Below are 25,754 nucleotides of genomic sequence, written 5' to 3'. Positions count from 1 at the left end.
TTAATACACCCTTGCCTTCGGCTCGACGTAAGCCACCTCATTGGTCATCGTGTAGCTGTGCACCGGGCGATAATCGATGGAGGTGGTCTTCCTCTCGCGATCGATCGTCGCCAGCGTATGCTTCATCCAGTTCTTGTCGTCGCGGTTCGGGAAATCCTCGCGCGCATGCGCGCCGCGCGACTCCGTGCGGTTGGCGGCGCTTTCCATCGTCGTGACCGCCTGCACGATGAGATTGTCGTATTCGAGCGTCTCGACGAGATCGGAGTTCCAGATCAGCGAGCGATCAGTGATCTTGACGTCGCCGCCGTCGCGCCAGACGGCGTTGATCTGTTCGACGCCTTCGGCGAGGACCTCGCCGGTGCGATAGACGGCGCAGTGCGATTGCATCGTGCGCTGCATCCTGTCACGCAAGACCGCGGTGGGCGCGGAGCCATTGGCGTTGCGGAAAAAATCGAGCCGCGATAGCGCGAGATCGGCCGAACCCGCAGGGAGTTCCGGCTGCGTATCGTTCGGCTTGATGAGCTCGGCGGCGCGCAGCGCCGCGGCGCGTCCGAAGACGACGAGATCAATAAGCGAGTTGGAGCCCAGTCGATTGGCGCCATGCACCGAGACGCAGGCCCCTTCGCCGAGCGCCATCAGGCCCGGAACCACCTCGTCGGGATTGCCGTTCCGCTTGCGCAGCGCCTCGCCGTGAAAATTCGTCGGTATGCCGCCCATGTTGTAGTGCGCGGTCGGTATGATCGGAATCGGCTGGCGCGTTACGTCGACGCCGGCGAAAACCATCGAGCTTTCGGAAATGCCCGGCAGGCGCTCATGCAGGATCGCCGGATCAAGATGCTCGAGATGCAGATAGGCGTGATCCCTCTCCTTGCCGACGCCCCTGCCCTCGCGCACTTCCATCGTGATCGCGCGCGAAACCATGTCGCGCGGCGCGAGATCCTTCACTGAGGGCGCGTAGCGCTCCATGAAGCGCTCGCCTTCGCTGTTCGTCAGATAGCCGCCCTCGCCGCGCGCCCCTTCGGTGATCAGGCAGCCCGCGCCATAGATCCCCGTCGGATGAAACTGCACGAACTCCATGTCCTGCAGCGGCAGCCCCGCGCGCAGCACCATGGCGTTGCCGTCGCCGGTGCAGGTGTGCGCCGACGTCGCCGAAAGATAGGCGCGGCCATAGCCGCCGGTCGCGAGCACGGTGAGCGCGGCGCGAAAACGATGAATCGTCCCGTCATCGATCTTCAGGCACACGACGCCCCGACAGGCGCCGTCCTGATCCATGATGAGATCGAGCGCGAAAAATTCGACGAAAAACTTCGTGTCGAGCTTCAGCGCCTGTCCATACATCGTATGGAGCATCGCGTGGCCGGTGCGATCGGCGGCCGCGCATGTGCGCTGCGCCGGCGGGCCCTTGCCGAAGTCCGTCGTCATCCCGCCGAACGGACGCTGATAGATCGTTCCTTCGCTCGTGCGCGAGAAGGGGACGCCCCAATGCTCCAGCTCATAAACGGCGGGCGGGGCGTTGCGGCACATATATTCGATGGCGTCCTGGTCGCCGAGCCAGTCGGAGCCCTTGACGGTGTCGTACATGTGCCATTTCCAATTGTCCGGCCCCATGTTGCCGAGCGCAGCGGCGATGCCGCCCTGCGCCGCCACGGTGTGCGAGCGGGTTGGAAAGACCTTGGTGACGCAGGCGACGTTCAGTCCCGCCTCGGCGCAGCCGACGACGGCGCGAAGTCCCGAACCGCCTGCGCCGACGACGACGACGTCAAAGGTGTGATCGACGATCGCATAGGCCCGACCGCCCACCGACACATTTGATGCAGGACCCTTTGCAATCATCGATTAAGCCTTCTCGAATCTCAATTGCGCCGCGCGCGGCGTAGCTGCGTCGTTACAAGACGGGATCATTGAGATCAAAGCAGCGATGTCGCGCTGCTTCCTACTCTCGCCTGTCACGTCGACGTCCGTCGATCGCATCGCCTGACTACTTCGGCGCGGCGATGAGGAGGATCGCGAGGACCCAGATCGCTGCGATGACGCGCGACGCCCAAGTGTTGGCGACGATCGCCTGCGCCTTCAACACTTTGTCATGCACGTAATCTTCGATGATGTCGTCCATGCCGCGTCGCGCATGGAGCATGCCGATGACGCCAAACGCAAGAAGCACGAGCGCGGGAATCGGTCTGCCGATTTCGGCGCGCACGCCTTCGAGCGACTTGCCGGCAAGTCCGAGAATCCACCAGGCGCTCAACATCCCGAGCGGGACCAGCGCATAAGACGTCAGCCGCATGAAGCGTGCATGGGGCGAACCGATATGGTCGGAGACATAGGCGTCGCCGGGTCCGGTTCGACCGCTCTTGAATCTTGTCGCAACCGTCATGAGTTCGCTCCGCTCAGCTCGCCAGCGTCTTGAAGATGAAGACGAGCAGCGTCAGCAGGATGCCGCCGACGAGCGTCCCCTGCGCCAGCAGTTCCCGCCCCTTCGCGTCCATGTAAAGGCCGCGATCCCAGAGCGCGTGACGCACGCCGCCGAGCAGATGATGAAAAATCGCCCAAACCACCATCAGCACAAGCAGATTGCCGATGAAGCCTGACGCGATCCAGGACACGGCGGAGAATGCGCCGCCGCCGACCGCGGCGCCAAGCAGGAACAGCGCCAGAAGCGCCATGCCGACGTAAAGCCCCGCGCCGGTGATTCGATGCGCGATCGACATCGTCATCGTCAGGATGGGCTTGAAAACCGTCAGATGCGGCGACAGCGGCCGCCGCGCGGCGAGCCTGTCTGTGTCGGCGTCGGCCATGTAGAACCCTCTCGCGTGCGGCCGATTTCTTTCTCGGAACGCTTCCAAGCAGATAATTCAATTGTTGCGGCGCGGCAACCAAAAGCGATCGAACAGGCGCGCCGCAAAACGCAAAAGCCCCGTCTTCGGGGCTCTTGCCACGCGCGTTCATAGCATTTGGCTTCAGTAGTTCGCCATGGCCGGTCCGGGAGGCGCAAGCATCCAGTTGAAGCGGTAGTTGACGCCCGCGCGAACAGTATTGAGATACGCGCGCTGCTGGGTTTCGACGATGAAAGGCGCAACGTAGATCGGGTCGTAATTCGCGCCGATGTTTGTGTAGAGATATTCGACCTTCGCCGACCAGTTCGGCAGGAAAGCGTATTCCAGCCCGCCGCCTGCCGTCCAACCGGCTCCCGCGCGGGCCTGAGAGCCAAGCCATCCGTAGTTGAGACTCAAGTCGCCATAGGCAAAGCCGCCCGTGCCGTAAAGGAGCAGCTGCGCGTTCAGCATCGACACGCCCGCCCGCCCGCGCACCGTGCCGAACCAGTCGACGCTGCGCGTCACGCCCCAGCCCTGATTCCCGCCGCCGACGCCCGATCCTTGAAAATCCGTTTCGAGGCCGACGACGAAGAGCGGCGTGACCTGGTAATTATAGCCGATCTGGGCGCCGCCGATGACGCCGCCCGTATTCGACTGGCTCGAAGGCGCCAGCCAATGTCCATAGTCGTATCGATCGAGCCAGCCGCCGCCAAGATTGAGGCCGACGTAGAATCCGGTCCAGGAGAAGATTGGCGGCGGCGGAAGATAGACCGGCGGCGGCTCCCTGCGCGAAGGCAGGTCTGCGGCCGAGGCCGACAGGGCGGCCAGGGACGCCGCGACGGCGAGGCCGAAAGCTCGTTTTTTCATTAGAACCTCGATGATGCGTTCTTTGAAACGCCAGCGCCCCCGCCGGGGTTGAAATGAATGATCAACAATGGCGCAATTGCGAAATTTTATCGTTCATTTTCAATGCTTAATCGACGTGCTTAGCCATCCGTTAACGGCCTGAATTCTGCCGTTAAATTCTTAACGCGCCGGCTCAACCCCGCCTGTGGGGCCGCCCGATCCGACTGCCGCCCGCCGCGAACCCTGCGAGCGCCAACGACGCGCAAAGCGCGCCCGCCCAGAAGGCGGCCTGGGGACCAAAAGCGTCCCAGAGCGCTCCGGCGCCCGCGCTCGCGACAAGCAACGCGACGCCGCTCGCCAAGTTGAACACTCCAAAGGCCGAGCCGCGTAACGCCGCCGGCGCGACGTCGGCGACGAGCGCGGCGAGGAGACCTTGGGTGAGGCCCATATGCAGGCCCCAAAGCGCCACGCCCAGCCAAACGAGCGGCATATGATCGGCGACCGCCAAGGCGGCGTCGGCGGCGATCAGCGCGACAAGGCCGGCCATGAGGGGCGTCTTGCGGTCGCCGCGATCGGAGAAGGCGCCGACGGGATAGGAGGCGCCGGCGTAGACGACATTCATCGCGACGAGCGCCAGCGGCGCGAGCGCCTCGGGCAATCCCACGTCGCGCGTCTTCAGAATGAGGAAAGCTTCCGAGAAACGCGCCAAACTAAAGACGACGCCGATCGCCACGACGATCCAGAAGGGGCCGCCGAGCCGGCGGACTTCATCGATGTGCAGCGGAAAGCGCGCCGGCCGCGGCGGGCGGGAGGCTTCGGGCTCGCGCACGCCGAGCGCCAGGACCACAACGGCGAGAGCCGCCGGAATCGTCGCGATCCAGAACACGAAAGGGATGCTGTTGGCCGAGAACCACATCGCGCCCACCGCGACGGCAGGCCCGAGAAAGGCTCCGATCGTGTCGAGCGACTGGCGAAGCCCGAAGGCCGCGCCGCGAACCGAGGCCGGCGCGATATCGGCGACAAGCGCGTCGCGCGGCGCCCCGCGTATGCCCTTGCCGACGCGATCGAGGAAACGGGCGGCCATGACCCAGGCGACATTCGGCGCAAGCGGGAACATCGGCTTGGTCAGCGCGGCAAGCCCATAGCCGATGATCGCCAGCTGCTTGCGCCGTCCGAACCAGTCCGACAGCGCGCCGGAAAAGATCTTGACGATCGAGGCGGTCGCCTCGGCGACGCCCTCGATGACGCCGACTTCCGCCATCGAGGCGCCCATCGCCCCGACCAGATAGATCGGCAGCAGCGCATGGATCATCTCGGAAGAAAAATCCATGAGCAGCGACACGAGTCCGAGCGCCCAGACGCCGGACGGTATGGCGCGCAAACGGAAGGGGCCGATGTGATTATTCATGACGCCTCGAACAAACGCGCGCCAACCCTCTCCCATGGGGAGAGGGGGGTCGCCGGAGGCGACCGGGTGAGGGGCTGCTCGCGTCACTTGAAGTCAATGTGGCGCCGCGCCACTGCGTTACGCAAACCCATGCAGCGCGGCAACCCCTCACCCGGCTGCTTCGCAACCACCCTCTCCCGATGGGAGAGGGGACGCGCGCGAGCGATGGCGAATGCTACGCCTTCAGCGCCTGCGCCAGTCGGGCGATCCCGGTCTCGATCTCTTTTTCGGTGAGCGCGACGAAGCCGAGCATCAGCAGCCGATCGCCGCCGTCATTGTCGTCGAAGCGCAGCGCCGAACCCGTCGCCAGCGAACAGACGCCGACGCCCGCGGCAACGCCTCTCTTCTCCACCTCGGCCGCGTCCGGAAAACCGTCCGGCAGCTTCCAAACGAGATGCATGCCGGCCTGGTCGCCATAGATCTCGCAGACGCCGAAATGATTCCGCAGCGCGCCCAGCAGCGCGTCGCGCCGATCGCGATAAAGCTGGCGGATGCGCCGCAAATGGCGCCCGAATTCACCGCTCGACATGAAATCCGCCATCGCCGCCTGTTCAAGCCAGCTTTGGCCGTTGTTCATCAACATTTTCATGCGCCGGCCGGCTTCGGCGAGACGGCGGGGCAGCACGACATAGCCGAGGCGCAGTCCGGGTCCCATGCACTTGGAGAAGGTGCCGAGGTAGATGACGCGCTCGTTGCGATCGAGCCCCTTCAGCGCCGTCAGCGGCGAACCGATAAAACGGAAGTCGCTGTCATAGTCGTCTTCCATAATGTAGGCGTCGTACTGCGTCGCCCAGGCGAGAAGCTCGAGCCGCCGCTGCAGGCTCATGGTCACGCCGATCGGATATTGATGCGACGGCGTCACATAGGCGACGGCGCCCCTGGTTTTCGGCAGTCGCGACACATCGAGGCCGTCCTGGTCCACGGGCACGGGATAAAGCGTCGCCCCAAGGCTTTCGAGCACGAAGGCGGCGCCCTGATAGCAAGGCGACTCGACGACGGCGGTGGACCCGGGCGTCACGAGCAGGCGTCCGACGAGATTGAAGCCGTCCTGGCAGCCGCCGACGATGACGATCTGCTCCGGATCGGCGACGACGCCGCGCGCCGGCGCAAGATGTTTGGCGACGGCGCGCCGCAGCTCCATCAATCCTGCGGCGTCATTGTAGCTCGTGAGATTGGCGCCGACCGCCTTCAGCCGATTCTTGATGTGGTGCGACCAGGCCTTGAGTGGAAAGGATCGCGCGTCCGGCCGGCCCACCCAGAAATCGGCGGCGAGACGACGGCGCTCCGGGTCGGCGAGGCGATGGGTGCGCAACGCGCCGCAGGGCGGCGGAACTTCGATCGTGGCGCCCTGCTCTTCCGTCTGCGGCGTGCGCTGATCGGCCGACAGAAACGCCGTGTCCGGCAGATCCGGCGAAACGAAGGTGCCCACATATGGCTTCGTGCGGATATAGCCTTCCGCGATCAGCCGCTCATAGGCCAGCACGGCCGTGTTGCGTGAGACGCCAAGCTGGCTGCTCAGCTCGCGGGTGGTCGGCATCGGATCGTCGCACTTGAGCTGACCATTGAGGATCATCGAGCGGATCTGATCGAAGATCTGGTTCTGCAGAGTGTTCTTGTCTGACTCAGCCAGATTGATCGACAGTTGCACATGCCCGCTCTTGACGATGGGCGCTGGACGATCCGTGGTCGTGAAGGTCATCGCTGCAATCTCCCCTGGGCGCAAGCTAATGCGCTTTCAACCATGCCGCATAGGTCCACAGGTAAGGTAAGCATTGGCGCCACCTTTGGCAGGCCTGCAGGCGAGGACGCCAGCCAGAGAGGAGAACTGTTTTGATCTGGCGCCATCAGGTTGCTTGCTCCTGGCGCTTTTACTTGGACGCACATTGGGGAAAGCTGCGATCGTCCCAATTGGAAACGCCCTGAACATCAAGGGAGACCCAGATGCCGTTTTCGAAGTCGCGCTTCGTGCCCCTGGCGTTTTGGGTGGGCTTTTTGGCGTTAGGTCTCGCGACCAACGTCAGTCATGAGCAAAAGGCGCGCGGTTTCGCGCGCGACAAGCAGGAGATGAGCGTCGCCAGCGCCTCCGCCAAGCGCCTGCCCCTGCTGATCCAGGATCGCAATCAGGTCCTTCGCGATTAAGCGCGCGGACAATTTACTCCTCTGCGCCGCGCGAGCGGCGTTTTTTTTGCGCGGAATTCTTAAGGTTTGCGCAGGGGCACGAGGCGGTTCAGCACGGTAATGGACAAGAAGCCGCCAACCCAGGCGCCCACCGCCGCGAACGCGACATAGGCCCAGTTCGACGTATAGCTGATCACCGCAAAGGCCGAGAGCAGATACCAGATGCTGCTCCAGCTCGCAGCGGCGACGCGCCGCCGCTCGGACACGGCGGCGTTGAAGAATACATAGACCGCGTCGGTGATGGCGGTCGAGGCAGCGACGCCAATCCCAATCAGCGGGTCAATCGCAGGCAGATCCATGGTCTCCTCCGCTTTCGCCCGGTCGGGGCGGATGGGAGCAGCTATGGACGCCGCAGTGGAGCCAGGCAATCGAGATGGCGAACGCGCCTTAGCCACGAGCATTTATTCAGCGCCGCCGTCCTGGGAGGGCGCCTTTCCACATGCCCAAACGCATGTCTTCGCGGATTTGCCCTCGCAAAACGGTTGATAAAGGGCATAGTGCCACACCGAGTACGGTATCTGACCGTAAGGGCGCGTCGGGGCGCCCCCCGCTGTGCGAAGGATAGGGAAACAGTTTTTGGGCGCCTTTGCTTGATCTTTGGACTGGGCCGCGCCGGCGGCAAGGGTGACGCCAAGCAGGGTGAGGAATAGATACTTCCACATACGCCGCCCCTGCCTCTTCGAACGAAGCAAGACGCCAGATGGGGCGCGGATATGCTCGGGCAAGCGACCAGCTACAGTTTCGCGCGCACGTCGGGCTGACGGACGGTTGGGCCAATGTTTCCTGGCTTTGCGGCGAAGGGCGAACCGAAATGGGCCGCTTGGATGGTGGGCGCGACAGGGATTGAACCTGTGACCCCTACGATGTCAACGTAGTGCTCTCCCGCTGAGCTACGCGCCCCCAGGCCCATGGGCCGGAGCGCCCGTCTATACTGACGAACGCGGCGACGCGCAAGCGGGCTTTGCCTGCGACATCGGGAATCAGCCTTAACCGCAAGCCACGGAAAGAATTGACGTTCCGTAAAGGACACGTGCTTCGCGTGCAAAAGTTTTGTGACGTTGGGCGATTTCGAGTCTTGCGGCGCGCCCGCTTTGTGGCAGACTTAACGCCCCTCCCGCTTGTCGAGCGGAGAGAAGTTAAGGAGGTTTCGCATGTCCTTGCAGGGCCATATCGTCGAACTCCAGCGCCGCCATGACGCGCTCAAAAAGGAGATCGAGCAGGAACAGCTGCATCCCCAATCGGACGAATTGAAGATCCTGGAACTCAAGCGCAAAAAGCTGCAGATCAAGGACGAGCTCGTCAAATTGTCGATTAGCGAAACGCGACATTAGCGTTTCCCTTCGCTCACTTTCTGCTTCACGCCATGGGCGGAGAGAGATCTCCGCCTTATTTTTTTGGCATTCGCGCCGCGGCGCGCGATTTGCGAGCCCCCGTCCTTATGCCCGTTACCGAGCTTTATCGCCCCGAGACGTTACACGAAGGTCTGGGCGAGCCCTTCTTCGACCGCGTCGAACCCGCAACGTTCCCCGAGCATCGACTCCGCTACCGCAATCAGCGCTGGGCGGCGCGGGTCGGCCTCGACGGGCTGAGCGATGCGGAGTGGATCGAGCATTTGGGGCGTTTTTCGCCGCTCCCGGGCGGCTTGGCGCATCCGCTGGCGCTGCGCTATCACGGCCATCAATTCCGCGTGTACAACTCGGATCTCGGCGACGGTCGCGGCTTCCTCTTCGCGCAGCTGCGCGACGCCAAGGACGGCCGCCTGCTCGATCTCGGCACCAAGGGCAGCGGCCAGACTCCCTGGTCGCGGCGCGGCGACGGGCGGCTGACGCTCAAGGGCGGCGTGCGCGAGATTCTGGCGACGGAGATGCTGGAGGCGCTCGGGGTCGACACCTCCAAGACCTTCAGCCTGATCGAAACGGGCGAGGCGCTGATGCGCGGCGACGAACCGTCGCCGACGCGCTCCAGCGTGCTGGTGCGCCTGTCGCATTCGCATATTCGCATCGGAACGTTTCAGCGCCTCGCCTTCCATGACGACGCCGCGGCGATCGAGAGGCTGCTCGACCATGTCTGCCGCTACTATTTTCCCGCCATCGCCGATCTGCCGGCCCCGGAGAGGGCCCTCGCCTTTCTCGAAGAGGTCGTGGCGCGGGTCGCCCGGCTTGGCGCCGGCTATATGGCGTCAGGCTTCGTTCACGGCGTGCTGAATTCCGACAATATCAACGTCACCGGCGAGAGCTTCGACTATGGCCCATGGCGCTTTGCGCCGGTCTACGACCCGACCTTCACCGCCGCCTATTTCGACGAAAGCGGGCTTTACGCCTTCGGGCGTCAGCCCGGCGCGCTGGGCTGGAATCTGTCCCGTCTGGCCGAATGTCTGATCCCCCTCATCGGGTTAAAGGCCGCCGAAAAGGTTCTGGCGACCTTTCCCACGCGCATCCAGCAGGAATTTCGGGCGGCGCTGCTCAATCGGCTCGGGCTCGCCTCGGCCGGCGAGGAAGCCGACGCTGCGCTGGCGAAGGCCTTCGTCGATTTTCTGACAATGACGCAGGCCCCCTTCGAACGGACCTTCTTCGACTGGCGCGGCGGCATGGCGTCCGCCGCGCGCGCCAAACACAGTCCGTCCGCGGCGCATTACGAAGCGGAGGCTTTCACGCCGCTTCACGCCGCTTTGGCCGAACATGAGCCGGCGCCGACAGCGCGCCTGGATCACCCCTATTTCCGGGGCGCGGCGCCCTGTACGATGCTGATCGACGAGGTCGAGGCGCTTTGGGCGGCGATCGCCGAGCGCGACGACTGGACGCCGCTTTACGCCAAGATCGCTGCAATCGACGAGATGCGGAGCGCCTATGAATGACGACAGAGCAATTCGCTTGAACGCGCCATGGCTGCGGCGCGATAATTGCGATCTAGAGCCATCGATTCCCCAGCGTTCAATGGCGCTCAACGGCGGCTGTCAATGAACGACACGAGCGAGATCGACACGAGCGCGACCCGCGCTGAAGTCGCGTGGCTTCGGCTGGAGCATCACGATCTGGAGACCGCGATCGACGCGTTGCTGGCGGTCGGCGTCGCCGATCAGCTGCAGATTCAGCGGCTGAAGAAACGCAAGCTGCTGCTGCGCGACCGCATCGCCTATCTCGAAGACCAGCTCACGCCCGACATTATCGCTTAAGCTGGATTGGCTTCGTCCCTCCCGCCGCTCGGTGGCCGGATCGCCGCTTACGGCCGCCCCGCCACGAAGCCGAGGGCGCGCAGCAGCAGCGGCATGGTGAGGCCCTGAACCACAATCGAGAAGCCGACCACGGCGAAAGTGATGGCGAGTATCTCATCGCGTTGCGGCAGATCGCCCGGAAGCGACAGCGCCAGGGCGAGCGCAAGCGCGCCGCGCAAGCCGCCCCACCAGAGAACATGCTGCTCGCGAAACGAGATCTTCCATCGCGAAACGAAAAACAACGAACTCAACGGATAGACGACGATGGCGCGCGCGCAAAGCACCGTAGCGATCCCCACGACCAGCGCCGTCGCCCCAACGGCGCCGAACGGAGTCGACGCCACATCCGCGCCAATCATGAGAAACACCATGGAATTGGCCAGGAAAGCCGCGAAATCCCAAAAGGACAGAACGAATTCGCGCCCCTTGAGAGTGATGTAGCCGCCTTCCTGCTCGCTCAGCAGGCCCAGATTGCCCATGACGAGGCCGGCCGTCACTGTCGCCAGCACGCCGGAGACATGGAAATATTCGGCGACCAGAAACGAGCCGAATGCGGCGATGGTCGTCAGCGCTGCTTCGATGAGATGTTCCGAGGTGCGCAGCGACGCGAGGATGGCGGCCCCGCCGAACAAGGCCCCGACAAGGACGCCGCCGAACACGACTTTCACGAGAGTCAAGGCGGTCGCCGCGGCGCTCTGGTCCGCGCCGCCGCTTTGCACGAAGGCGAGCGCCATGACGAAGAGCACCGCCGCAGCGCCGTCGTTGAGCAGGCTTTCGCTTTCGACCAGCAGCCGCATCCGGCCTTTGATCCGGTTGTCCTTGAACATCGCAATGATCGCGACCGGATCCGTCGCCGCGATCAGCGCGCCAAACAGCATCGCCGAGAAGAGAGGCCAGTGAAGGAACGTCGTCATCGACGCCGTGACAACGGCTGCGGAAACGACCGTTCCGATTCCCGCGAGCGCGAGCAAAGGCAGCGAATCGCGCACCAGTTCGCGCCAGGACAGGGTCAGCGCCGCCTCGAACAGGAGCGGCGGCAAGACGAGGTCGAAAATCAGATCATGAGTCAGATGCGGCGCGAAGTCTGCGCCCGACAAAGCGACGGCGGCGCCGACAAGAACCAGTCCGACCGTATAGGGCAGTCTGATCTGACGCGCGGCGATTGCGACGATCATCGCCACCGCCAGCACCGCGACCGCTTGCCTCAGACCTTCATCCATGCCGCGTCTACTCCGATCAAAGGAAATCTTGCAGGGTTCTTTAGCTGCACGCCGCCGGTTCGCGAAGCGAAATCGGCCCGCGATCGGCGCCGATCGCGCGCTTGCCTATCGAGAAGCCATCGTCTATGCCGCATGGCTTCCCTTTGCGAAGGAAGCCAGAGTGGGGAAGTCTAAGCCGCCGGTCGCCGTCATCATGGGGTCGCAATCCGACTGGGCGACGATGCGCCACGCGGTGGAAACTCTCGCGGCGCTCGAAATCGGCTACGACGTGCGCATCGTTTCGGCCCATCGCACGCCCGATCGACTGGCGGCCTTCGCGAAGGGCGCCGAATCGGAAGGCTTTCAGGTCGTCATCGCCGGAGCTGGCGGCGCCGCGCATCTGCCGGGCATGACAGCCGCGATGACGCCGCTGCCGGTCCTCGGCGTTCCCGTCGAATCGGAAGCGCTGAAAGGCCTCGATTCGCTGCTCTCGATCGTGCAGATGCCGGGCGGCGTGCCTGTGGGAACCCTCGCCATCGGCAAGGCCGGGGCGATCAACGCCGCGCTGCTCGCCGCCGCAATTCTTGCCCTCGCCGACAAGGCGCTCGCCGCGCGTCTCGCGGACTATCGCGCGCGTCAGACGGACAACGTGGCGGCGACGCCGCGCGACGGCGCCTGATGCTCGCGCCCGGCGCGACGATCGGCATTCTTGGCGGCGGCCAGCTCGCGCGCATGCTGGCGCTGGCCGGCGCGCGGCTCGGACTGAAGGCGCATGTCTTCTCCCCTGTGTCCGACGACCCGGCCTTCGACGTCTGCGCCGCGCGCACGCAAGCCGACTTTAGCGACGAAGCCGCTCTCGCCGCCTTTGCCGAATCTGTCGACGTCGTGACGTACGAATTCGAGAACGTGCCCGCCCGCACGGCGCACGTCCTCGAAGCGCATCGGCCAGTGCGCCCCAATCCCAGGGCGCTGGCCCTGACCCAGGACAGGCTCATTGAGAAGCAGTTCGTGCAGAGCCTCGGGATCGCGACGGCCGATTTCGTCGCCGTCGACAACGCGGGCGCGCTTGCGCGCGCCGTCGCGCAGCTCGGCCGCAACTCGATCCTGAAGACGCGGCGCCTTGGCTATGACGGCAAGGGTCAGACTCAGTTGCGCGATGGCGGCGACCTCGCCGTCGCCTTTCGCACGCTTGGCGGCGCGCCATGCATTCTGGAAAGCGTCGTGCCCTTCGAGAAAGAAGTGTCGGTCGTCGCCGCGCGCGGACTGCACGGTGAATTTCGCGCCTATGACGTTTCCGAAAACCTCCATGAACAACATATTCTGGCGATGACCATCGCGCCCGCCGAGATCGCCGACGAAACGGCGACACAGGCGATCGACATCGCCCGGCGCCTCGCCGAGGCCGCCGATTACGTCGGCGTGATCGCGGTCGAGATGTTTGTGGTCCGCGATGGCGACCGCGAGACCTTGATCGTGAATGAAATTGCGCCGCGCGTGCACAACTCCGGACATTGGACGCTCGACGGCGCGCTGACCTCGCAGTTCGAGCAGCATATGCGCGCGGTCGCCGGCTGGTCGCTCGGCGCCGCGCGCCGGCACGGTCGCCGCGTCGAGATGCGCAATCTGATCGGCGACGACGTCAACGCGTGGCCGGAGCTGGCGCACGAAGACGGCGCCTGTCTGCATCTTTACGGAAAAAAAGAGACGCGCGCGGGCCGCAAGATGGGTCATGTGACGCGCGTGTTCAACGATTAGACCAGCCAGTCGCGAGCGCTTTCAAGGATTGTCGCGACGCCCGCGTGCTTGATCTTTCTCTGCGCGGTGATCGCATAGAATCGCTCGCTGACGCCGTCGAGAGTGGCGATGTATTTGACGCCATATTGCTCCTCGACCTGGGCGCGAACGGCGGTCGGCGCCATGAAGACGCCGGCGCCCGCCGCCCCAAATGTCTTCAGCAGCGCGCTGTCCTCAACTTCCGCGACGATTTTTGGAAAGAGCCTGTTGGCGTCCAGCCATTGGTCGAGCGAACGTCGTAACGCGGTGTTCGACGTCGGCAGCAAGAGCGGCGCGCCATCGAGACATCGCGGGAAATTCTTCCGGTACAGCTGCTGCAATTGCGGGACTGCAAAGGCCGCCACGCCGCATTCGCCGATCGGATGATTGTAGATGCGCGCATCCGCGGCGCCTGTCGCAGGCCAGTCTGAAAACACGAGATCGACTCCGTGCACTGGCAGTTCGGCCAGGAGGCGCTCGGTCTTATCCTCATGACAAACGACTTGATTATGCGCAGCGAGAGCGGGTTCGAGCAGACGATAGACGACAAGTTTCGGCAAGGCGTTGGACACGCCGACGCTCAGCCTGACGCTGACTGCGCCCGCGCGGTTCTTCAAGGCGCTGCCGAGCTCGCGGCCCAGCGAAAATATTTCGTCGGCGTAATTGAACACCGTGCGTCCGGTTTCGGTCATCACCAGATTGCGGCCTTCCTTGCGGAAGAGCTGCGCGCCGATCGACGCTTCCAAAACCGCGATCTGGCCGCTGATCGTCGGCTGCGCCAATCCGAGCTTTTCACTCGCGCGGGTGACGCCGCCTTCCCGGGCGACGTTCCAAAAATAGAACAGATGCTGATAGTTGAGACGGTCCATGGTTCCATAGCTTTTAACGATGCAACTAATTTATATATCCTTATTTTCAATCTCAATCCCCTGCGCCATCTTTGACGACGTCAGCGTCGCGGCGGCGCTTCGACCAAAGGAGGACGGCAATGGCGCATCGCTCCGCACTCATCGCGCTGGCCTTGGCAGGGGCGCTGACGTCACCCGGATTCGCCACCGGGCGCGAATTCATCGACAGCGCCCCTGGACACTGCCTGCTCTGCGACCTTTTTAGCCAATTGCGCAAGCGCAACGCAGATGCGGGCTGCCGACCGCCGACGGCCGACGACGTGGGCGTATCCGAACAGGCGGATGAAAGAGTCGGCGGCTTGAATTGACGCGACCGCCTGAGAGACGCTCGCCTCTTCTCATGCGGTTGGAGCGCGACTCACCGGCGCGATCTCGCGCATAGGCAATAGGAGCCCAAGAATGCAGCGGTTGATCGAAGGCCTACACCACTTCCAGTCGCAGGTGTTCGGCAGCCAGCGCGAATTGTTCGAGCGCCTCGCCCAGGGCCAGGCGCCGGAGACGCTGTTCATCACCTGCGCCGATTCGCGCATCGACCCGTGCCTGCTCACCCAGTCGGCGCCTGGAGACCTTTTCATCCTGCGCAACGCGGGCAATCTCGTGCCGCCCTACGGCGCCGTGCGGGGCGGCGAAGCGGCGACGATCGAATTCGCGATCGCTGGCCTTGGCGTCAAGGACATCATCGTCTGCGGCCACTCGCACTGCGGGGCGATGAAGGGCCTGCTTGATCCGCCGCCGGCCGGAGCTTTTCCCGCGCTGAGCGACTGGCTGTCGCACGCCGAAGCGACGCGGCGCATCATGCACGAAAAATACGCGGACAGAACCGGGTCCGAACAGCTCAACGTCGCCATCCAGGAGAATGTGCTCGCGCAGCTCGAAAACTTGCGCACGCATCCTGTCGTCGCCTCCGCCCTCGCGCAAGACAAACTGAGGCTGCATGGCTGGGTCTACAAGATCGAGACAGGCGAAGTCTTTGTTTATGACCCCGCGACGCGCCAATTCGCGCGCGCGCCGACGCCGTCGGAAATGCCTGCGCGCGAAGAGAGAGAACGCGTCAGCGTCGAGGTTTGACCTCGCGATCGCTTCCGCGAACCTGAACCATTAAAGGATGCGAAAATGTCTGTAGAACTTGATGTCGCGCCTTCTCGCCTCTCGGCGATCAAAGACGACGTCTTCGCTTCCGTCGTCGTGCTGCTCGTCGCCCTCCCCTTGTCGATGGGTCTCGCGCTCGTCGCCGGCTTTCCGTTCGAAAACGCTGCCGCCGTCGGCCTCATCAGCGGCGTCATCGGCGGCATCGTCGTCGGCCTGCTTTCGGGCTGTCCCCTGCAAGTGAGCGGCGCTGCGAATGGCGCGGCAGTGATGGCCGCCGTGTTCATCAAGGACCTCGGCTTCGAGGTTTTCGGGCTCATCGTGATAATGTCGGGCGTGATTCAGATTGCGGCCGGCGCCCTGCGCTTCGGACCGGTGTTTCGGGCGGTCGCGCCCGCGCTGATTCAGGGCATGCTCGCCGGAATCGGCTTGCTGATTTTCGCCTCGCAATTTCACGTCATGGTCGACGATACGCCGCCCGGGACGGGACAGGAGTTTGGCGGCGTCGTCAATCTCTGGTCGCTGCCGCTTGCCGTTTGGAAGGGCGTGACGATGGAGGCGCACCAATCCGCCGCCCTGATCGGACTGCTCACAGTCGCCGTCATTCTCTCGTGGCGCCGCTTTGCGCCGAGATGGCTGTCGTTTCTCCCCGCCCCGCTCGTCGGCGTAGGCCTGGCGACGGCGGCTGCAGCCTTCTTCGCCCTCGACATTAAATATGTCCCGGCGCCGGACGATCTTTTCGCCGCGGTGAATTTGCCGACAACGCACACCCTTGGCCGAGTCGGCGAGGGCGCGCTCTGGGCGGCGGCGTTGTCGCTCGCCTTCGTTTCGAGCGCGGAATCGCTGCTGACGGCGACCGCCGTCGACGCGATGCAGCGACGGACGCCGCGAACCCGTTACAACAAGGAGCTTGTCGCGCAGGGCGTCGGCAATTTCCTTTGCGGCATCCTTGGCGTGCTGCCGGTATCCGGCGTCATCGTGCGCAGTTCAGCCAATGTCACGGCGGGCGGACGCACGAGACTCTCGACCGTGCTCCACGGCCTGTGGATTCTGCTGTTCATCACGCTCGCGCCCGACGTGCTGCGCATCATCCCCGTGGCGAGCCTCGCGGCGGTGCTGGTTTACGCGGGGATCAATCTGATCAATCTCGGGTTCGCACGCTTTCTCTGGGGTCAGGACCGTATCGAAACCGGCATCTACGCGGCGACGTTGGCGACGGTGGTCGCGACCGACGTGCTGACCGGCATTGCGGTTGGCGTCGGTCTGGCGGTCGCGCGCTTGCTCTACACATTCTCGCATCTCAACATCCGCGGCGAACAGATCAACGGCATGACCGTGATCCACCTGGAGGGCGCCGCGACTTTCATACGACTGCCGCAACTCGCCGCCGCTTTCGAAGCCTTGCCGCGGGGTGCGCGTCTCCATGTGCATCTCAACGAGCTGACGTATATCGATCATGCCTGTCTCGATCTGCTCGCGAGCTGGGACGAGCAACTTCGCAGCGACGGCGGCGAACTGGTGCTCGATTGGGATGCGCTGCATGGCCTGTTCCGGGAGCGGACGCGTCCCACGCCAACATCAGTCGCGGCCTGATCTACCATCTCTGTGGTTTGACTGGCGCGAGAGGAGTCGCTCCAATGCGCTGGGTGCTCGATTTCCACGGAGACGGCGGTGTCAGCGGCGACAATTCAAAGGACGAGGCGGCTCGCCGTTTGCGGCGGGTCCTTGCTCGGGATTTTCGCGACGGCCGGCCCGGCGGCGGCTGTCGACGAAGATTTCAGGATCTGGGAAAACGTCACGACCATCGCCAAGCTCGGCTCGATTGATCCAAGTTTGAAAAAATGGCGCCTATGGCTGGAAAGTCAGGGGCGCTTTCGGAACGATGGCGCCACCGCCGATCAGGCTCTGGGGCGCGCCGGCGTCGGCTATGCGCTTACCGACAACGCCAGCCTGTGGCTCGGCTACGCGCATATCGCGACCTTTCCGCAAGACGCCAAAACGCAACACGAAAATCGGATCTGGCAGCAGATTCTGCTGACCGACAAAGCCGCCTTCGGCGACCTGACGAGCCGCACGCGCCTTGAGCAGCGCTTCATTCAGAACGTGAACCCCGTTGAATGGCGCCTGCGCCAATTTGTGCGCTTTTCGCATCCGCTCTGGGAAAACGCCCCCTTGAGCCTCGTGCTCTGGGATGAAGTGTTTGTGCGGCTGAATTCAACGACGCCTTCAACGCGGTTCGGCTTTGATCAAAATCGCGGCTTCGCCGGCCTTGGCTACAGTTTCAGCGAGAAGGCGCGCGTGGAGATCGGCTATATGAACCAGCTCATCCAATCGCGCGTCGTCTCGCAGCGCGAGCAGAAGTTCGATCACCGGATCAATCACATTCTTTCGGTGAGCATGTTCCTCAACCTGTAGCGCGCCGTCAGCGCGCGACGCCTTTTAGGCGAACTCCATGATCACGGCGTCGACCGCAAGGCTGTCGCCGGCCTTCGCCAGGATCTTCTTCACGGTCACGTCGCGCTCGGCGCGCAGCACGTTTTCCATCTTCATCGCTTCGACCATGCACAAGGCCTCGCCGGCCTTGACCTCCTGACCTTCGGCCACGTCGATGGTTTTCACCAGGCCGGGCATCGGACACAACAGGTGCTTGGAGGCGCCGGCGTCTTTTTTCTTGGGCATGTAGGCGACAAGTTCCGCCTCGCGCTTGGTATAGACGCGCGCCGTGACGTCGACGCCCTGATGCGACAGCCCATAGCCGTTGAGGATGGACCGCGCCTGCACATAGACCGTGCGGCCGTCAACGTCGCCTTCGAGCACGAGTTCGCCCGGACGCCACTGGGTCGAAACGCGATGGGCGCGCTGGTCGCCCTCGGCGAAACGCACGATCAGCGCTTCGCCTTGCGCCTCGACGCTGACGTCGAATCTCTGCTCTCCGAGCATGCAGACGCGTTCGCGCTCGAATTCGACCGGCCTTCCGCCGCGCAGCTGACCGGAGATCTTGCGTTTGCGCTCATTGCCGATGTGGTCCATGAGCGTCGCGATCGCGGCAAGCGTGTGCGCCAGATCTCCCCGAGGCTCGGGCGACGAAAATCCCTCCGGATATTCTTCGCTGATAAAGCCCGTCGAGAGATTGCCGGAGCGCCAGCGCGGACTCTGCATGAGCGACGACAGAAACGGAATATTGTGGCGAATTCCGTCGATCACGAAGCGATCGAGCGCGTCGGCCTGCGCCACGATCGCGCGAAGACGGTCCGGCGCATGCGTCACCAGTTTGGCGATCATCGGATCGTAGTGGATCGAGATTTCGCGGCCTTCGGTGACGCCGGTGTCGTTGCGCACCGCAACGCCGCCTTCTCGCTTCTCTTCCGGCGGCCGGTATTTGACCAGTCGCCCGACCGAGGGAAGGAAGTTGCGCGTGGGGTCCTCGGCATAAATACGGCTCTCGACCGCCCAGCCGTTGATCTTGACGTTTTCCTGCTTGAGTTGCAGCGGCTCGCCCGCCGCGACGCGGATCATCTGCTCGACAAGATCGACGCCGGTGATGAGCTCCGTCACCGGATGTTCAACCTGCAAGCGCGTGTTCATTTCAAGGAAGTAGAAGCTCTTGTCCTGACCGGCGACGAATTCGACCGTGCCCGCCGAATCGTAGTTCACGGCCTTGGCGAGGGCGACGGCCTGCGCGCCCATTTCGCGACGAGTCTTCTCGTCCAACAGCGGCGACGGCGCTTCTTCAATCACCTTTTGATTGCGGCGCTGAATGGAACATTCGCGCTCGTTCAGGTGGACGACATTGCCTTGCTTGTCGCCAAGCACCTGAATCTCGATGTGGCGCGGATTGACGATGAATTTCTCGACGAAGACGCGGTCGTCGCCGAAGGAAGACGCCGCCTCCGAACGCGCGCGCGTGAAGCCTTCGATCACTTCGGCGTCGGTGAAAGCGACGCGCATGCCCTTTCCGCCGCCGCCGGCCGATGCTTTGAGCATCACGGGATAGCCGATGTCCCTGGCGATCGTAACGGCCTCTTCGGCGTTCTCGATGACGCCAAGGTAGCCGGGCACGACGCTGACATTGGCGGCGGAGGCGAATTTCTTCGATTCGATCTTGTCGCCCATCGCCTCGATCGCGCGAACGTTCGGGCCAATGAACACGATATTCGCCTCGGCGAGCGCAGTGGCGAAGGCGGCGCGCTCGGACAGAAAGCCATAGCCGGGATGCACCGCCTCGGCGCCGGTTTCCTTACAGGCGGCGACGATCTTATCGATCAGCAGATAGGACTGGGCGGCGGGGGGCGGGCCGAGACGGACGGCCTCGTCGGCCATTTCGACATGCAGCGCGTCGGCGTCGGCGTCGGAATAGACGGCGACGGTGGAAAGTCCCATGCGCTTCGCTGTCTTAATGATGCGACAAGCGATCTCGCCGCGATTGGCGATTAGAATTTTACGAAACATGCGCGCCCCAATGCCCCAATCCCTCAAGCAATTGGCGCCGGGCGCTCAGAAAACGCGGCCGGCGCCTTTAGCGTTTAGCGCTTGGCGTCGCTCTCGTCGTCAGGCCGCCGCTCCTGCACGGCGTCGACGATCCCGAAATTCCGCGCCTCCTCCGCCGACATGAAATGATCGCGGTCGAGCGTGCGCTCGATCGTCTCATAGTCCTTGCCCGTGTGACGGACGTAGATGTCATTGAGGCGCTTTTTGACTTTCAGAATGTCTTCGGCGTGGCGCTGGATGTCCGACGCCTGACCCTGGAAGCCGCCGGACGGCTGATGCAGCATGACGCGCGCATTCGGGAGCGCATAGCGCAGACCGTCGGCGCCTGCGGCCAGCAGAAGCGAGCCCATCGACGCCGCCTGCCCGACGCACAGCGTCGAGACCTTCGGCTTGATGAACTGAATCGTGTCGTAGATGGCGAGGCCGGACGTCACCACGCCGCCCGGCGAATTGATGTAGAGCGAGATTTCCTTTTTGGGGTTCTCGGACTCCAGAAACAACAGCTGCGCGATGATCACCGACGCCATGTGATCTTCGATCGGCCCGGTGATGAAAATGATGCGCTCGCGCAGCAGGCGGGAATAGATGTCGAAACCGCGCTCGCCGCGCGAAGTGTTTTCGATCACCTGTGGGATGAGATATTGGCTGTAGTTTTCGACTGGATCGCGCATCGCGTATCGCCTCTGTGGTCCGGCGGAGGCTGATGCGCCTCGCCGGGAACTCTTGACCCGTCATATATCTGCGCCCGCGTCGGACGCAAAGACTCGATTGCGGCCGTCACGCCACGATCTCCGCAGCGCGCCGTGCGCATCAGCCTGGTATGCCGGATTTCCTCGCGGCGCGCCGCCGCCTGCGGGGACGACAGCCGGTCGACCGACTATTCCTCGTCTTCCTTGAACAGCACTTCGCGGGAGACGGTCTTGTCGGCGATCTTGATCAGCTTGGCGAGGTGATCGACGACGCGCTCCTCATAGATTGGGGCGCGGAGCTGGGCGAGAGCCTGCTCATTGTTGCGGTAATAGTCCCAAACCGCCTTCTCCTGGCCTGGGAACATGCGCGCCCGCTCGACCAAAGCGTCGGTCAGATCCTTTTCGTCCACCTTCACGTCGGCGCTTTTTCCGATCTCCGCCAGAACCAGCCCCAACCGCACGCGTCGTTCGGCGATCTTGCGGAACTCGGCCTTCGTCTCTTCCTCCGTCTTGCCGTCTTCGGCGACGGGTTGGCCCGCCCGCTGGCTTTCCTGCTCGTGCTGGCCCCAGATATTGGCGAATTCCTGTTCGACAAGGCTCTCCGGCAGCTCAAAGGAATAGCGGCTGTCGAGCGCGTCGAGGAGCGCGCGCTTCAGCTTCTCGCGCGAGGCCTTGTCGAAATCGGCTTCGAGGTTGCCGCGAACGGCGGTCTTCATCGCCTCGAGCGACTCAAAGCCGTATTTCTTGGCGAGCTCCTCGTCGAGCCCGAGCGTCTTGGGCGCCGAAACGGCCTTGACCGTCACGTCGAACTCGGCGTCCTTCCCCGCGAGCTGCTTGGCCGCATAGTCCTCGGGGAACCGGACCTTGACGACCGGCTGGTCGCCGGCGGCGGCTCCCTCGAGCTGCTCCTCGAAACCGGGGATGAAGGTTCCCGCGCCCAGCACCAGATCGACGTCTCCGCCCGCGCCGCCCTCAAAGGGCTCGCCGTCGAGCTTGCCGGTGAAATCGATCGTCAGTCTGTCGCCCTTCTCCGCCTTGGCCCCTTCTGGCCTCGCCTCGAATTCCTGAGCACGATCGGCGAGAGATTGCAGCGCCTTCTCGATATCGTCATCCGCCACTTCGGCGACGGGACGCTCCAGGGAGATGTCGTCGAAGGCGCCGATTTCGAACTTCGGCAGCGTTTCGAAGGTGACGACATAGGAGAAATCGCCCTCGGCGGTTAGCGCGCGCTCGACTTCCTCCTGCCCGCCGGGGAAATCGATCTTCGGCTCGAGCGCGATGCGCAGCTCGTTTTCCTCGACGATCTTGCGGTTGGCGTCATTGACCGCCTCCTGCAACACGTCGCTCATGATGCTCTTGCCGTAGAGCTTCTTGAGATGGCCAATCGGCGCCTTGCCGGGACGGAATCCCTTGATTTGGCTTTTCGCCTGAATCTCGCTGAGCTGGGCGGCGAGCTTGGCGGCGAGTTCGCCGGCCGGCAGGACCACCTTGTATTCCTGCTTCAAGCCCTGCGAGGAGGTCTGCGTTACTTGCATCTCGATTAGCCTTCTTAATGACTGCGACGTCGCCGGCGCGCGACGACGAATATGTGACTGCCACGGTAAGCGGCTCTGGTGCGGGCGGAGGGAGTCGAACCCCCACGACTTTCGTCACCGGAACCTAAATCCGGCGCGTCTACCAGTTCCGCCACGCCCGCGATCGGCGGATAGGGCCGCCTCAATTTCCCTGCCCGCGAACCGGGATCGCTTGAGATGAAATCGAACCGTTCGATTCCCTCTCAAACGATCCTGTTCCCCCGAAAAGGCGCAGTCCCTTGCGCGTTTTGAGGGCGCGCCAAGGCGCTCCCAAGCGCGAACTCGATTCGTCGGGCGTCGCTCTATAGCATGGACGCGGCGGGATGCCAGCCGCCGCCGGCTATTGTGGCGCCACGCGGTGATCCGCCCCCTCGAGGCCGCGGATCAGCGTAATGACCTTTTCGTGACCCTGGGGGTCGCGCCATTTGGCGTTGCAGAGCGTCGGACCGCAAACGACTTCCGGAAACTTATATAGGGGCTTGCCGCGGGCGGTTTTCAGCCCGTAGCCGACGTTCGGCTTCCAGCCGCCGGCGATCAGCGACTGGCGATAGTCGGAATAGCCTTGCGAAGCCTGCGCCCACGCGGCGAGCGGCAGAAACCCGCACGCGCTGCAGAAGCCTAAAATAGCGGCAGTCTTCTTAATGCGCGGCGCGCTCATGTCTCAAGCCTCCTCGTGTTTTGGCCGTTCTCGCGCCCTCGCGGCGCGTGAGATGTTGAAGCTCTCAATCATTGCCCAACGGGCCGGGCTGCGCCATAGCTAGATGGCGATGTCACAACTCCTCTCCCGCCGCGTCGTTCTTTCCGGCGTCGCCGCCAGCCTGGCGGCGCTTCCGGCGGTGGCGCAGTCGCCGCCGCGCTCCCTGCGGCAGATCGAGGCGCGGCCGGGGAAGGCGCGCCTGTCCGGCGGCGGCGAAACCAGCATTCTCGGTTTCGACGGAAGCACGCCGGGGCCCGTCCTGCGCTACCAGCAGGGCGACGAACTCGCCGTCCGTTTCCTGAACAAGCTCGACCAGCCCGCGACCATTCACTGGCATGGCTTGCGGGGCGACAATGCGATGGAGGGCGTCGCGCCGCTGACGCAGGCGGCGGTCGCGCCCGGCGGATCCTTTGATTACCGCCGCACGCTCGCCGATCCCGGCCTGTTCTGCTACCGGCCGAGCGTCTATGGCGCGACGCCGGAGCTCGTCGGGCGCGGCCTCAAGGGCCTGCTCATCGTCGACGAGCCGGCGCCGCTGCCCGCAGACGCCGACCTGCTTCTCGTCCTGGACGACTGGCGGCTCGATGACGCGGGCCAGGTCGTTGGCGGCTTCAACGATCCAGCGGCGGCAAGCGGCGTCGGCCGGATCGGCCCGCTGCTCTGCGTCAACGGCCAGGCTGCGCCAGCCCGGCAGAGCCTGGCGCCCGGCGCCAGGGTGCGGCTGCGCCTGGCCAATCTCAGCAACGCGCGCATTATGGTGCTGTCCCTCGCGGGCGCGCAGCCTTTCGTCATCGCCATCGACGGCCAGCCGTGCGACGCCTTCGAACCGATCAAGCGGAGCATTCCCGTCGCGCCGGGGGCGCGCTTCGAGCTGATGTTCGACATGCCGGAGACCGAAGGCGCCAAGGCCAATTTGATCTTGCGCGGACCGAATGGCGAGGATCGCGACCTTTTCGTCGCGGAAGCCAAGGGCGCAAAGGCGTCAAAGCGTCCGCCGATAGCGTCGCTCCCGCAGAATTCGGCGCTTCCTGCCGAGATCAAGCTAGCAAGCGCCAAGAAGGTCGATCTCGTGATCGAAACGCGCAAGGCCGCAACCGGCCCCGCCTGGACGATCAATGGCGCTTTGACCAAAGGCTATCAAGGCCCGCCGCTCTTCAAAGTGGCCAACGGAACCCCGGTGACGCTGGGCTTTGTCAACAAGTCGGGAGCGGCGCTCGCGATGCATGTTCACGGGCAGTGCATGCGCCTTCTGCATGACCTCGATGACGGATGGGAGCCCTATTGGCGCAACGGCGTGATCGTTCCCCCGGGAAAAACCAAGCACGCCGCCTTCCTCGCTGATTCGCCTGGAAAATGGGCCGTGCATGATGATATTCTGGAGCACGAAGCGGGCGGACTGGCGACTTGGTTCGAAGTCGCCTAGAGCAAGCGTCACAAAGGTTAATAGAACCCAGAAATAGAATCACGTTTTTTCCGTCTGTTCAGATCTCTGTGTGAACTTCTGTGACGGAAAAAGCTTCGACCGCGAGTTGAAGGCATTGCCAGATGCTGGATCAAACGCACGTGGAGCTTTTGGCGGCTTAGCCCGCCCGCGCCGCCGCGCCTTGCGGCGGGATCGGGACGGCTCGTTTTCTTGCACGATCGAGGGGGGAGGCCTTGGCCCCGAAGTATTGGAAATGAGTAGCGCCGCGCACCTACGGCATCCTCCCCAAGATTTCCCTCACTGGCGCTTCGAACATTTAGACATTGAATATGACGCACCGACGCAATCGGTGTGGATGAATTATCGCGCAGACTCGCCGCATTGCTATACTTTGCGGATGTTGCAAGACGCAATCGACTTTCGTGACGCGATCAAACGTCTGGCGCAGACGGAGGGCGCGAAGTGGCCGATCCGCTACATCGTGATGGCCTCCAAGAAGCCGAATGTGTTCAGCTTGGGCGGCGATCTTGCGACATTCGTTTCCTGCATCAGGAACAATGATCGAGATTCGCTGCTAACCTACGCCTATGCTTGTATCGAGGTGATGTACACGCTGGCGTCGGCTTTCGATCTTCCTGTCTTGACGCTGTCCGTCGTTAGGGGTCAATGCATGGGCGGCGGCTTCGAAGGGGCGCTGGCCACCGATTTTGTCATCGCCGAGGAGAGCGCGCGTCTTGGAGTGCCCGAGATCGCCTTCAACACTTTTCCGGGGATGGGCGCTGTGACCTTTCTGACGCGGCGCGTCGGACCCGCGCGCACGCAGCAGATTCTCTCGGCCGGTCGCGTTTATTCCGCTCGCGAACTGTTCGATCTCGACATCATCGACGTCGTCGCGCCGGAAGGCCGGGCGCTCGAAACCGCCCATGAGTGGATGCTCGACCCCGACGGCGCAAACTGGCGGCGCCGTCAGGCCCTCGTCAAGTTTCGAAAGCAATGTTTCCCCGTACGTAAGGAGGAATTGCTTCGGGTGGTCGAGCTTTGGACGGATTGCTCCATGGCCATTTCACGGCATGACCTGCGCTATATGGAACGGCTTGTTTCGGCGCAGTTGCGTCTTCCTGGCGACGAGCTTCCCGACGGCAAGGGCGAGGCTTCGAAAAAGCCGCTGTCTCCCAAAGAGGATTAGCTCATGCTCGTCCGTAGGAAACCAGCCGCCAGCGAAAGCTCCGACGTTCAGATCCATAGCGACCTCGTTGAAACCCTGTTCGGCACCGCCGGTTCGTTTTTTGCGGGCCTTCTCGGCGGCCTCATCGCGCCTGCGCTCGCCTGGTTTCTTCTCGGCGAGTGCGCATTCCACGGATGCTGAGCGCCCGTTCCACGGGATCGTGAGCAGCCAATCCAAGGCATCGTGAGCGCGCGTTC

The 25,754-nt window shown here is 63.6% G+C and carries 26 protein-coding genes and 2 tRNA genes; 13 read left to right on the top strand and 15 right to left on the bottom strand.

Annotated features, from left to right (window positions below; translation table 11 throughout):
• The 6 genes from sdhA to pdxR all read right to left on the bottom strand — a co-directional run bounded on the left by sdhA (nt 1) and on the right by pdxR (nt 6,805).
• Nucleotides 1-1,833: a succinate dehydrogenase flavoprotein subunit gene (gene sdhA / locus HUN39_RS12900; RefSeq protein WP_175094912.1), complete on the bottom strand. Its 1,833-nt coding sequence runs from the start codon at nt 1,831-1,833 to the stop codon at nt 1-3.
• 145 nt (nt 1,834-1,978) lie between these two features.
• Nucleotides 1,979-2,374 carry a succinate dehydrogenase, hydrophobic membrane anchor protein gene (gene sdhD, locus HUN39_RS12895; RefSeq protein WP_175094911.1) on the bottom strand — a complete coding sequence of 132 codons (396 nt, stop codon included), beginning with the start codon at nt 2,372-2,374 and terminating at the stop codon, nt 1,979-1,981.
• A 13-nt stretch (nt 2,375-2,387) separates the two neighbouring features.
• Entirely contained in the window at nt 2,388-2,795 is a 408-nt protein-coding gene (sdhC, locus tag HUN39_RS12890) for a succinate dehydrogenase, cytochrome b556 subunit (RefSeq protein WP_175094910.1), read from the bottom strand.
• 162 nt (nt 2,796-2,957) lie between these two features.
• Nucleotides 2,958-3,680 carry an outer membrane protein gene (locus tag HUN39_RS12885; RefSeq protein ID WP_175094909.1) on the bottom strand — a complete coding sequence of 241 codons (723 nt, stop codon included), beginning with the start codon at nt 3,678-3,680 and terminating at the stop codon, nt 2,958-2,960.
• 172 nt (nt 3,681-3,852) lie between these two features.
• Nucleotides 3,853-5,067 carry an MFS transporter gene (locus HUN39_RS12880; protein WP_175094908.1) on the bottom strand — a complete coding sequence of 405 codons (1,215 nt, stop codon included), beginning with the start codon at nt 5,065-5,067 and terminating at the stop codon, nt 3,853-3,855.
• Between the two features lie 214 nt (nt 5,068-5,281).
• Nucleotides 5,282-6,805 carry a MocR-like pyridoxine biosynthesis transcription factor PdxR gene (gene pdxR / locus HUN39_RS12875; protein ID WP_175094907.1) on the bottom strand — a complete coding sequence of 508 codons (1,524 nt, stop codon included), beginning with the start codon at nt 6,803-6,805 and terminating at the stop codon, nt 5,282-5,284.
• Nucleotides 6,806-7,047: 242 nt separating this feature from the next.
• On the opposite strand from pdxR, the gene HUN39_RS12870 reads away from it, so the two are divergent.
• Complete coding sequence (locus HUN39_RS12870) at nt 7,048-7,245, top strand: hypothetical protein (RefSeq protein ID WP_175094906.1); 198 nt, start codon at nt 7,048-7,050, stop codon at nt 7,243-7,245.
• A gap of 59 nt (nt 7,246-7,304) precedes the next feature.
• Here HUN39_RS12870 and HUN39_RS12865 read toward each other — a convergent pair whose 3' ends face one another.
• Both HUN39_RS12865 and HUN39_RS12860 read right to left on the bottom strand, forming a co-directional pair.
• Nucleotides 7,305-7,583 carry a hypothetical protein gene (locus HUN39_RS12865; protein WP_014892689.1) on the bottom strand — a complete coding sequence of 93 codons (279 nt, stop codon included), beginning with the start codon at nt 7,581-7,583 and terminating at the stop codon, nt 7,305-7,307.
• A 526-nt stretch (nt 7,584-8,109) separates the two neighbouring features.
• Nucleotides 8,110-8,184 (bottom strand) — tRNA-Val (locus HUN39_RS12860).
• 251 nt (nt 8,185-8,435) lie between these two features.
• Between HUN39_RS12860 and HUN39_RS12855 the strand changes: the two genes are divergently transcribed.
• The 3 genes from HUN39_RS12855 (at nt 8,436) to HUN39_RS12845 (ending at nt 10,456) form a co-directional block, all read left to right on the top strand.
• Complete coding sequence (locus tag HUN39_RS12855; protein ID WP_175094905.1) at nt 8,436-8,615, top strand: YdcH family protein; 180 nt, start codon at nt 8,436-8,438, stop codon at nt 8,613-8,615.
• Nucleotides 8,616-8,722: 107 nt separating this feature from the next.
• Nucleotides 8,723-10,138, top strand: a complete 1,416-nt coding sequence (locus HUN39_RS12850) for a protein adenylyltransferase SelO (protein WP_175094904.1) — start codon at nt 8,723-8,725, stop codon at nt 10,136-10,138.
• Nucleotides 10,139-10,240: 102 nt separating this feature from the next.
• A complete protein-coding gene (locus tag HUN39_RS12845) occupies nt 10,241-10,456 on the top strand; it encodes a YdcH family protein (protein WP_175094903.1) in 216 nt (71 codons plus the stop codon).
• A gap of 47 nt (nt 10,457-10,503) precedes the next feature.
• On the opposite strand, the gene HUN39_RS12840 is transcribed toward HUN39_RS12845, so the two are convergent.
• Nucleotides 10,504-11,715 carry a cation:proton antiporter gene (locus HUN39_RS12840; protein WP_175094902.1) on the bottom strand — a complete coding sequence of 404 codons (1,212 nt, stop codon included), beginning with the start codon at nt 11,713-11,715 and terminating at the stop codon, nt 10,504-10,506.
• Nucleotides 11,716-11,908: 193 nt separating this feature from the next.
• On the opposite strand from HUN39_RS12840, the gene purE reads away from it, so the two are divergent.
• Nucleotides 11,909-12,373 (top strand): 5-(carboxyamino)imidazole ribonucleotide mutase, encoded by a 465-nt coding sequence (purE, locus tag HUN39_RS12835; protein WP_175094978.1) that lies wholly within the window; start codon nt 11,909-11,911, stop codon nt 12,371-12,373.
• The gene (locus HUN39_RS12830; RefSeq protein ID WP_175094901.1) at nt 12,373-13,449 is read left to right on the top strand and encodes a 5-(carboxyamino)imidazole ribonucleotide synthase; all 1,077 of its coding nucleotides are present in this window, start codon (nt 12,373-12,375) and stop codon (nt 13,447-13,449) included. The genes purE and HUN39_RS12830 overlap by 1 nt, the downstream gene beginning before the upstream one ends.
• On the opposite strand, the gene nhaR is transcribed toward HUN39_RS12830, so the two are convergent.
• Nucleotides 13,446-14,336, bottom strand: a complete 891-nt coding sequence (gene nhaR / locus HUN39_RS12825; RefSeq protein ID WP_175094900.1) for a transcriptional activator NhaR — start codon at nt 14,334-14,336, stop codon at nt 13,446-13,448. The two genes, HUN39_RS12830 and nhaR, sit on opposite strands and share 4 nt — an antisense overlap.
• A 119-nt stretch (nt 14,337-14,455) precedes the next feature.
• Here nhaR and HUN39_RS12820 point away from each other — a divergent pair, with 119 nt between their 5' ends.
• The 4 genes from HUN39_RS12820 (at nt 14,456) to HUN39_RS12805 (ending at nt 17,876) form a co-directional block, all read left to right on the top strand.
• On the top strand, nt 14,456-14,683 hold the full coding sequence (locus HUN39_RS12820) for a hypothetical protein (RefSeq protein WP_175094899.1): 228 nt from the start codon (nt 14,456-14,458) through the stop codon (nt 14,681-14,683).
• Nucleotides 14,684-14,774: 91 nt separating this feature from the next.
• On the top strand, nt 14,775-15,443 hold the full coding sequence (locus tag HUN39_RS12815; protein WP_175094898.1) for a carbonic anhydrase: 669 nt from the start codon (nt 14,775-14,777) through the stop codon (nt 15,441-15,443).
• 45 nt (nt 15,444-15,488) lie between these two features.
• Nucleotides 15,489-17,054 carry a SulP family inorganic anion transporter gene (locus tag HUN39_RS12810; protein ID WP_175094897.1) on the top strand — a complete coding sequence of 522 codons (1,566 nt, stop codon included), beginning with the start codon at nt 15,489-15,491 and terminating at the stop codon, nt 17,052-17,054.
• A gap of 132 nt (nt 17,055-17,186) precedes the next feature.
• Nucleotides 17,187-17,876, top strand: coding sequence for a DUF2490 domain-containing protein (locus HUN39_RS12805; RefSeq protein ID WP_175094896.1), 690 nt, complete (start codon nt 17,187-17,189; stop codon nt 17,874-17,876).
• Nucleotides 17,877-17,900: 24 nt separating this feature from the next.
• Here the strand turns inward: HUN39_RS12805 and HUN39_RS12800 are convergent, their stop codons facing one another.
• The 5 genes from HUN39_RS12800 to HUN39_RS12780 all read right to left on the bottom strand — a co-directional run bounded on the left by HUN39_RS12800 (nt 17,901) and on the right by HUN39_RS12780 (nt 22,870).
• On the bottom strand, nt 17,901-19,910 hold the full coding sequence (locus HUN39_RS12800) for an acetyl-CoA carboxylase biotin carboxylase subunit (RefSeq protein WP_175094895.1): 2,010 nt from the start codon (nt 19,908-19,910) through the stop codon (nt 17,901-17,903).
• Between the two features lie 74 nt (nt 19,911-19,984).
• The gene (locus tag HUN39_RS12795; protein WP_175094894.1) at nt 19,985-20,620 is read right to left on the bottom strand and encodes an ATP-dependent Clp protease proteolytic subunit; all 636 of its coding nucleotides are present in this window, start codon (nt 20,618-20,620) and stop codon (nt 19,985-19,987) included.
• Nucleotides 20,621-20,826: 206 nt separating this feature from the next.
• The gene (tig, locus tag HUN39_RS12790; protein WP_175094893.1) at nt 20,827-22,173 is read right to left on the bottom strand and encodes a trigger factor; all 1,347 of its coding nucleotides are present in this window, start codon (nt 22,171-22,173) and stop codon (nt 20,827-20,829) included.
• 76 nt (nt 22,174-22,249) lie between these two features.
• A tRNA-Leu gene (locus tag HUN39_RS12785) sits at nt 22,250-22,334 on the bottom strand.
• Between the two features lie 218 nt (nt 22,335-22,552).
• Complete coding sequence (locus HUN39_RS12780; protein WP_175094892.1) at nt 22,553-22,870, bottom strand: hypothetical protein; 318 nt, start codon at nt 22,868-22,870, stop codon at nt 22,553-22,555.
• Nucleotides 22,871-22,979: 109 nt separating this feature from the next.
• Between HUN39_RS12780 and HUN39_RS12775 the strand changes: the two genes are divergently transcribed.
• The 3 genes from HUN39_RS12775 to HUN39_RS12765 all read left to right on the top strand — a co-directional run bounded on the left by HUN39_RS12775 (nt 22,980) and on the right by HUN39_RS12765 (nt 25,698).
• On the top strand, nt 22,980-24,332 hold the full coding sequence (locus HUN39_RS12775) for a multicopper oxidase family protein (RefSeq protein ID WP_408631407.1): 1,353 nt from the start codon (nt 22,980-22,982) through the stop codon (nt 24,330-24,332).
• Between the two features lie 253 nt (nt 24,333-24,585).
• Nucleotides 24,586-25,518: a crotonase/enoyl-CoA hydratase family protein gene (locus tag HUN39_RS12770; protein ID WP_175094890.1), complete on the top strand. Its 933-nt coding sequence runs from the start codon at nt 24,586-24,588 to the stop codon at nt 25,516-25,518.
• A 3-nt stretch (nt 25,519-25,521) separates the two neighbouring features.
• Entirely contained in the window at nt 25,522-25,698 is a 177-nt protein-coding gene (locus HUN39_RS12765) for a hypothetical protein (RefSeq protein ID WP_175094888.1), read from the top strand.
• Nucleotides 25,699-25,754: the final 56 nt, after the last annotated feature.

The sequence above is a fragment of the Methylocystis silviterrae genome, from assembly GCF_013350005.1.
GTDB lineage: Bacteria > Pseudomonadota > Alphaproteobacteria > Rhizobiales > Beijerinckiaceae > Methylocystis > Methylocystis silviterrae.
This window is presented reverse-complemented; position numbering and strand designations above follow the sequence as displayed.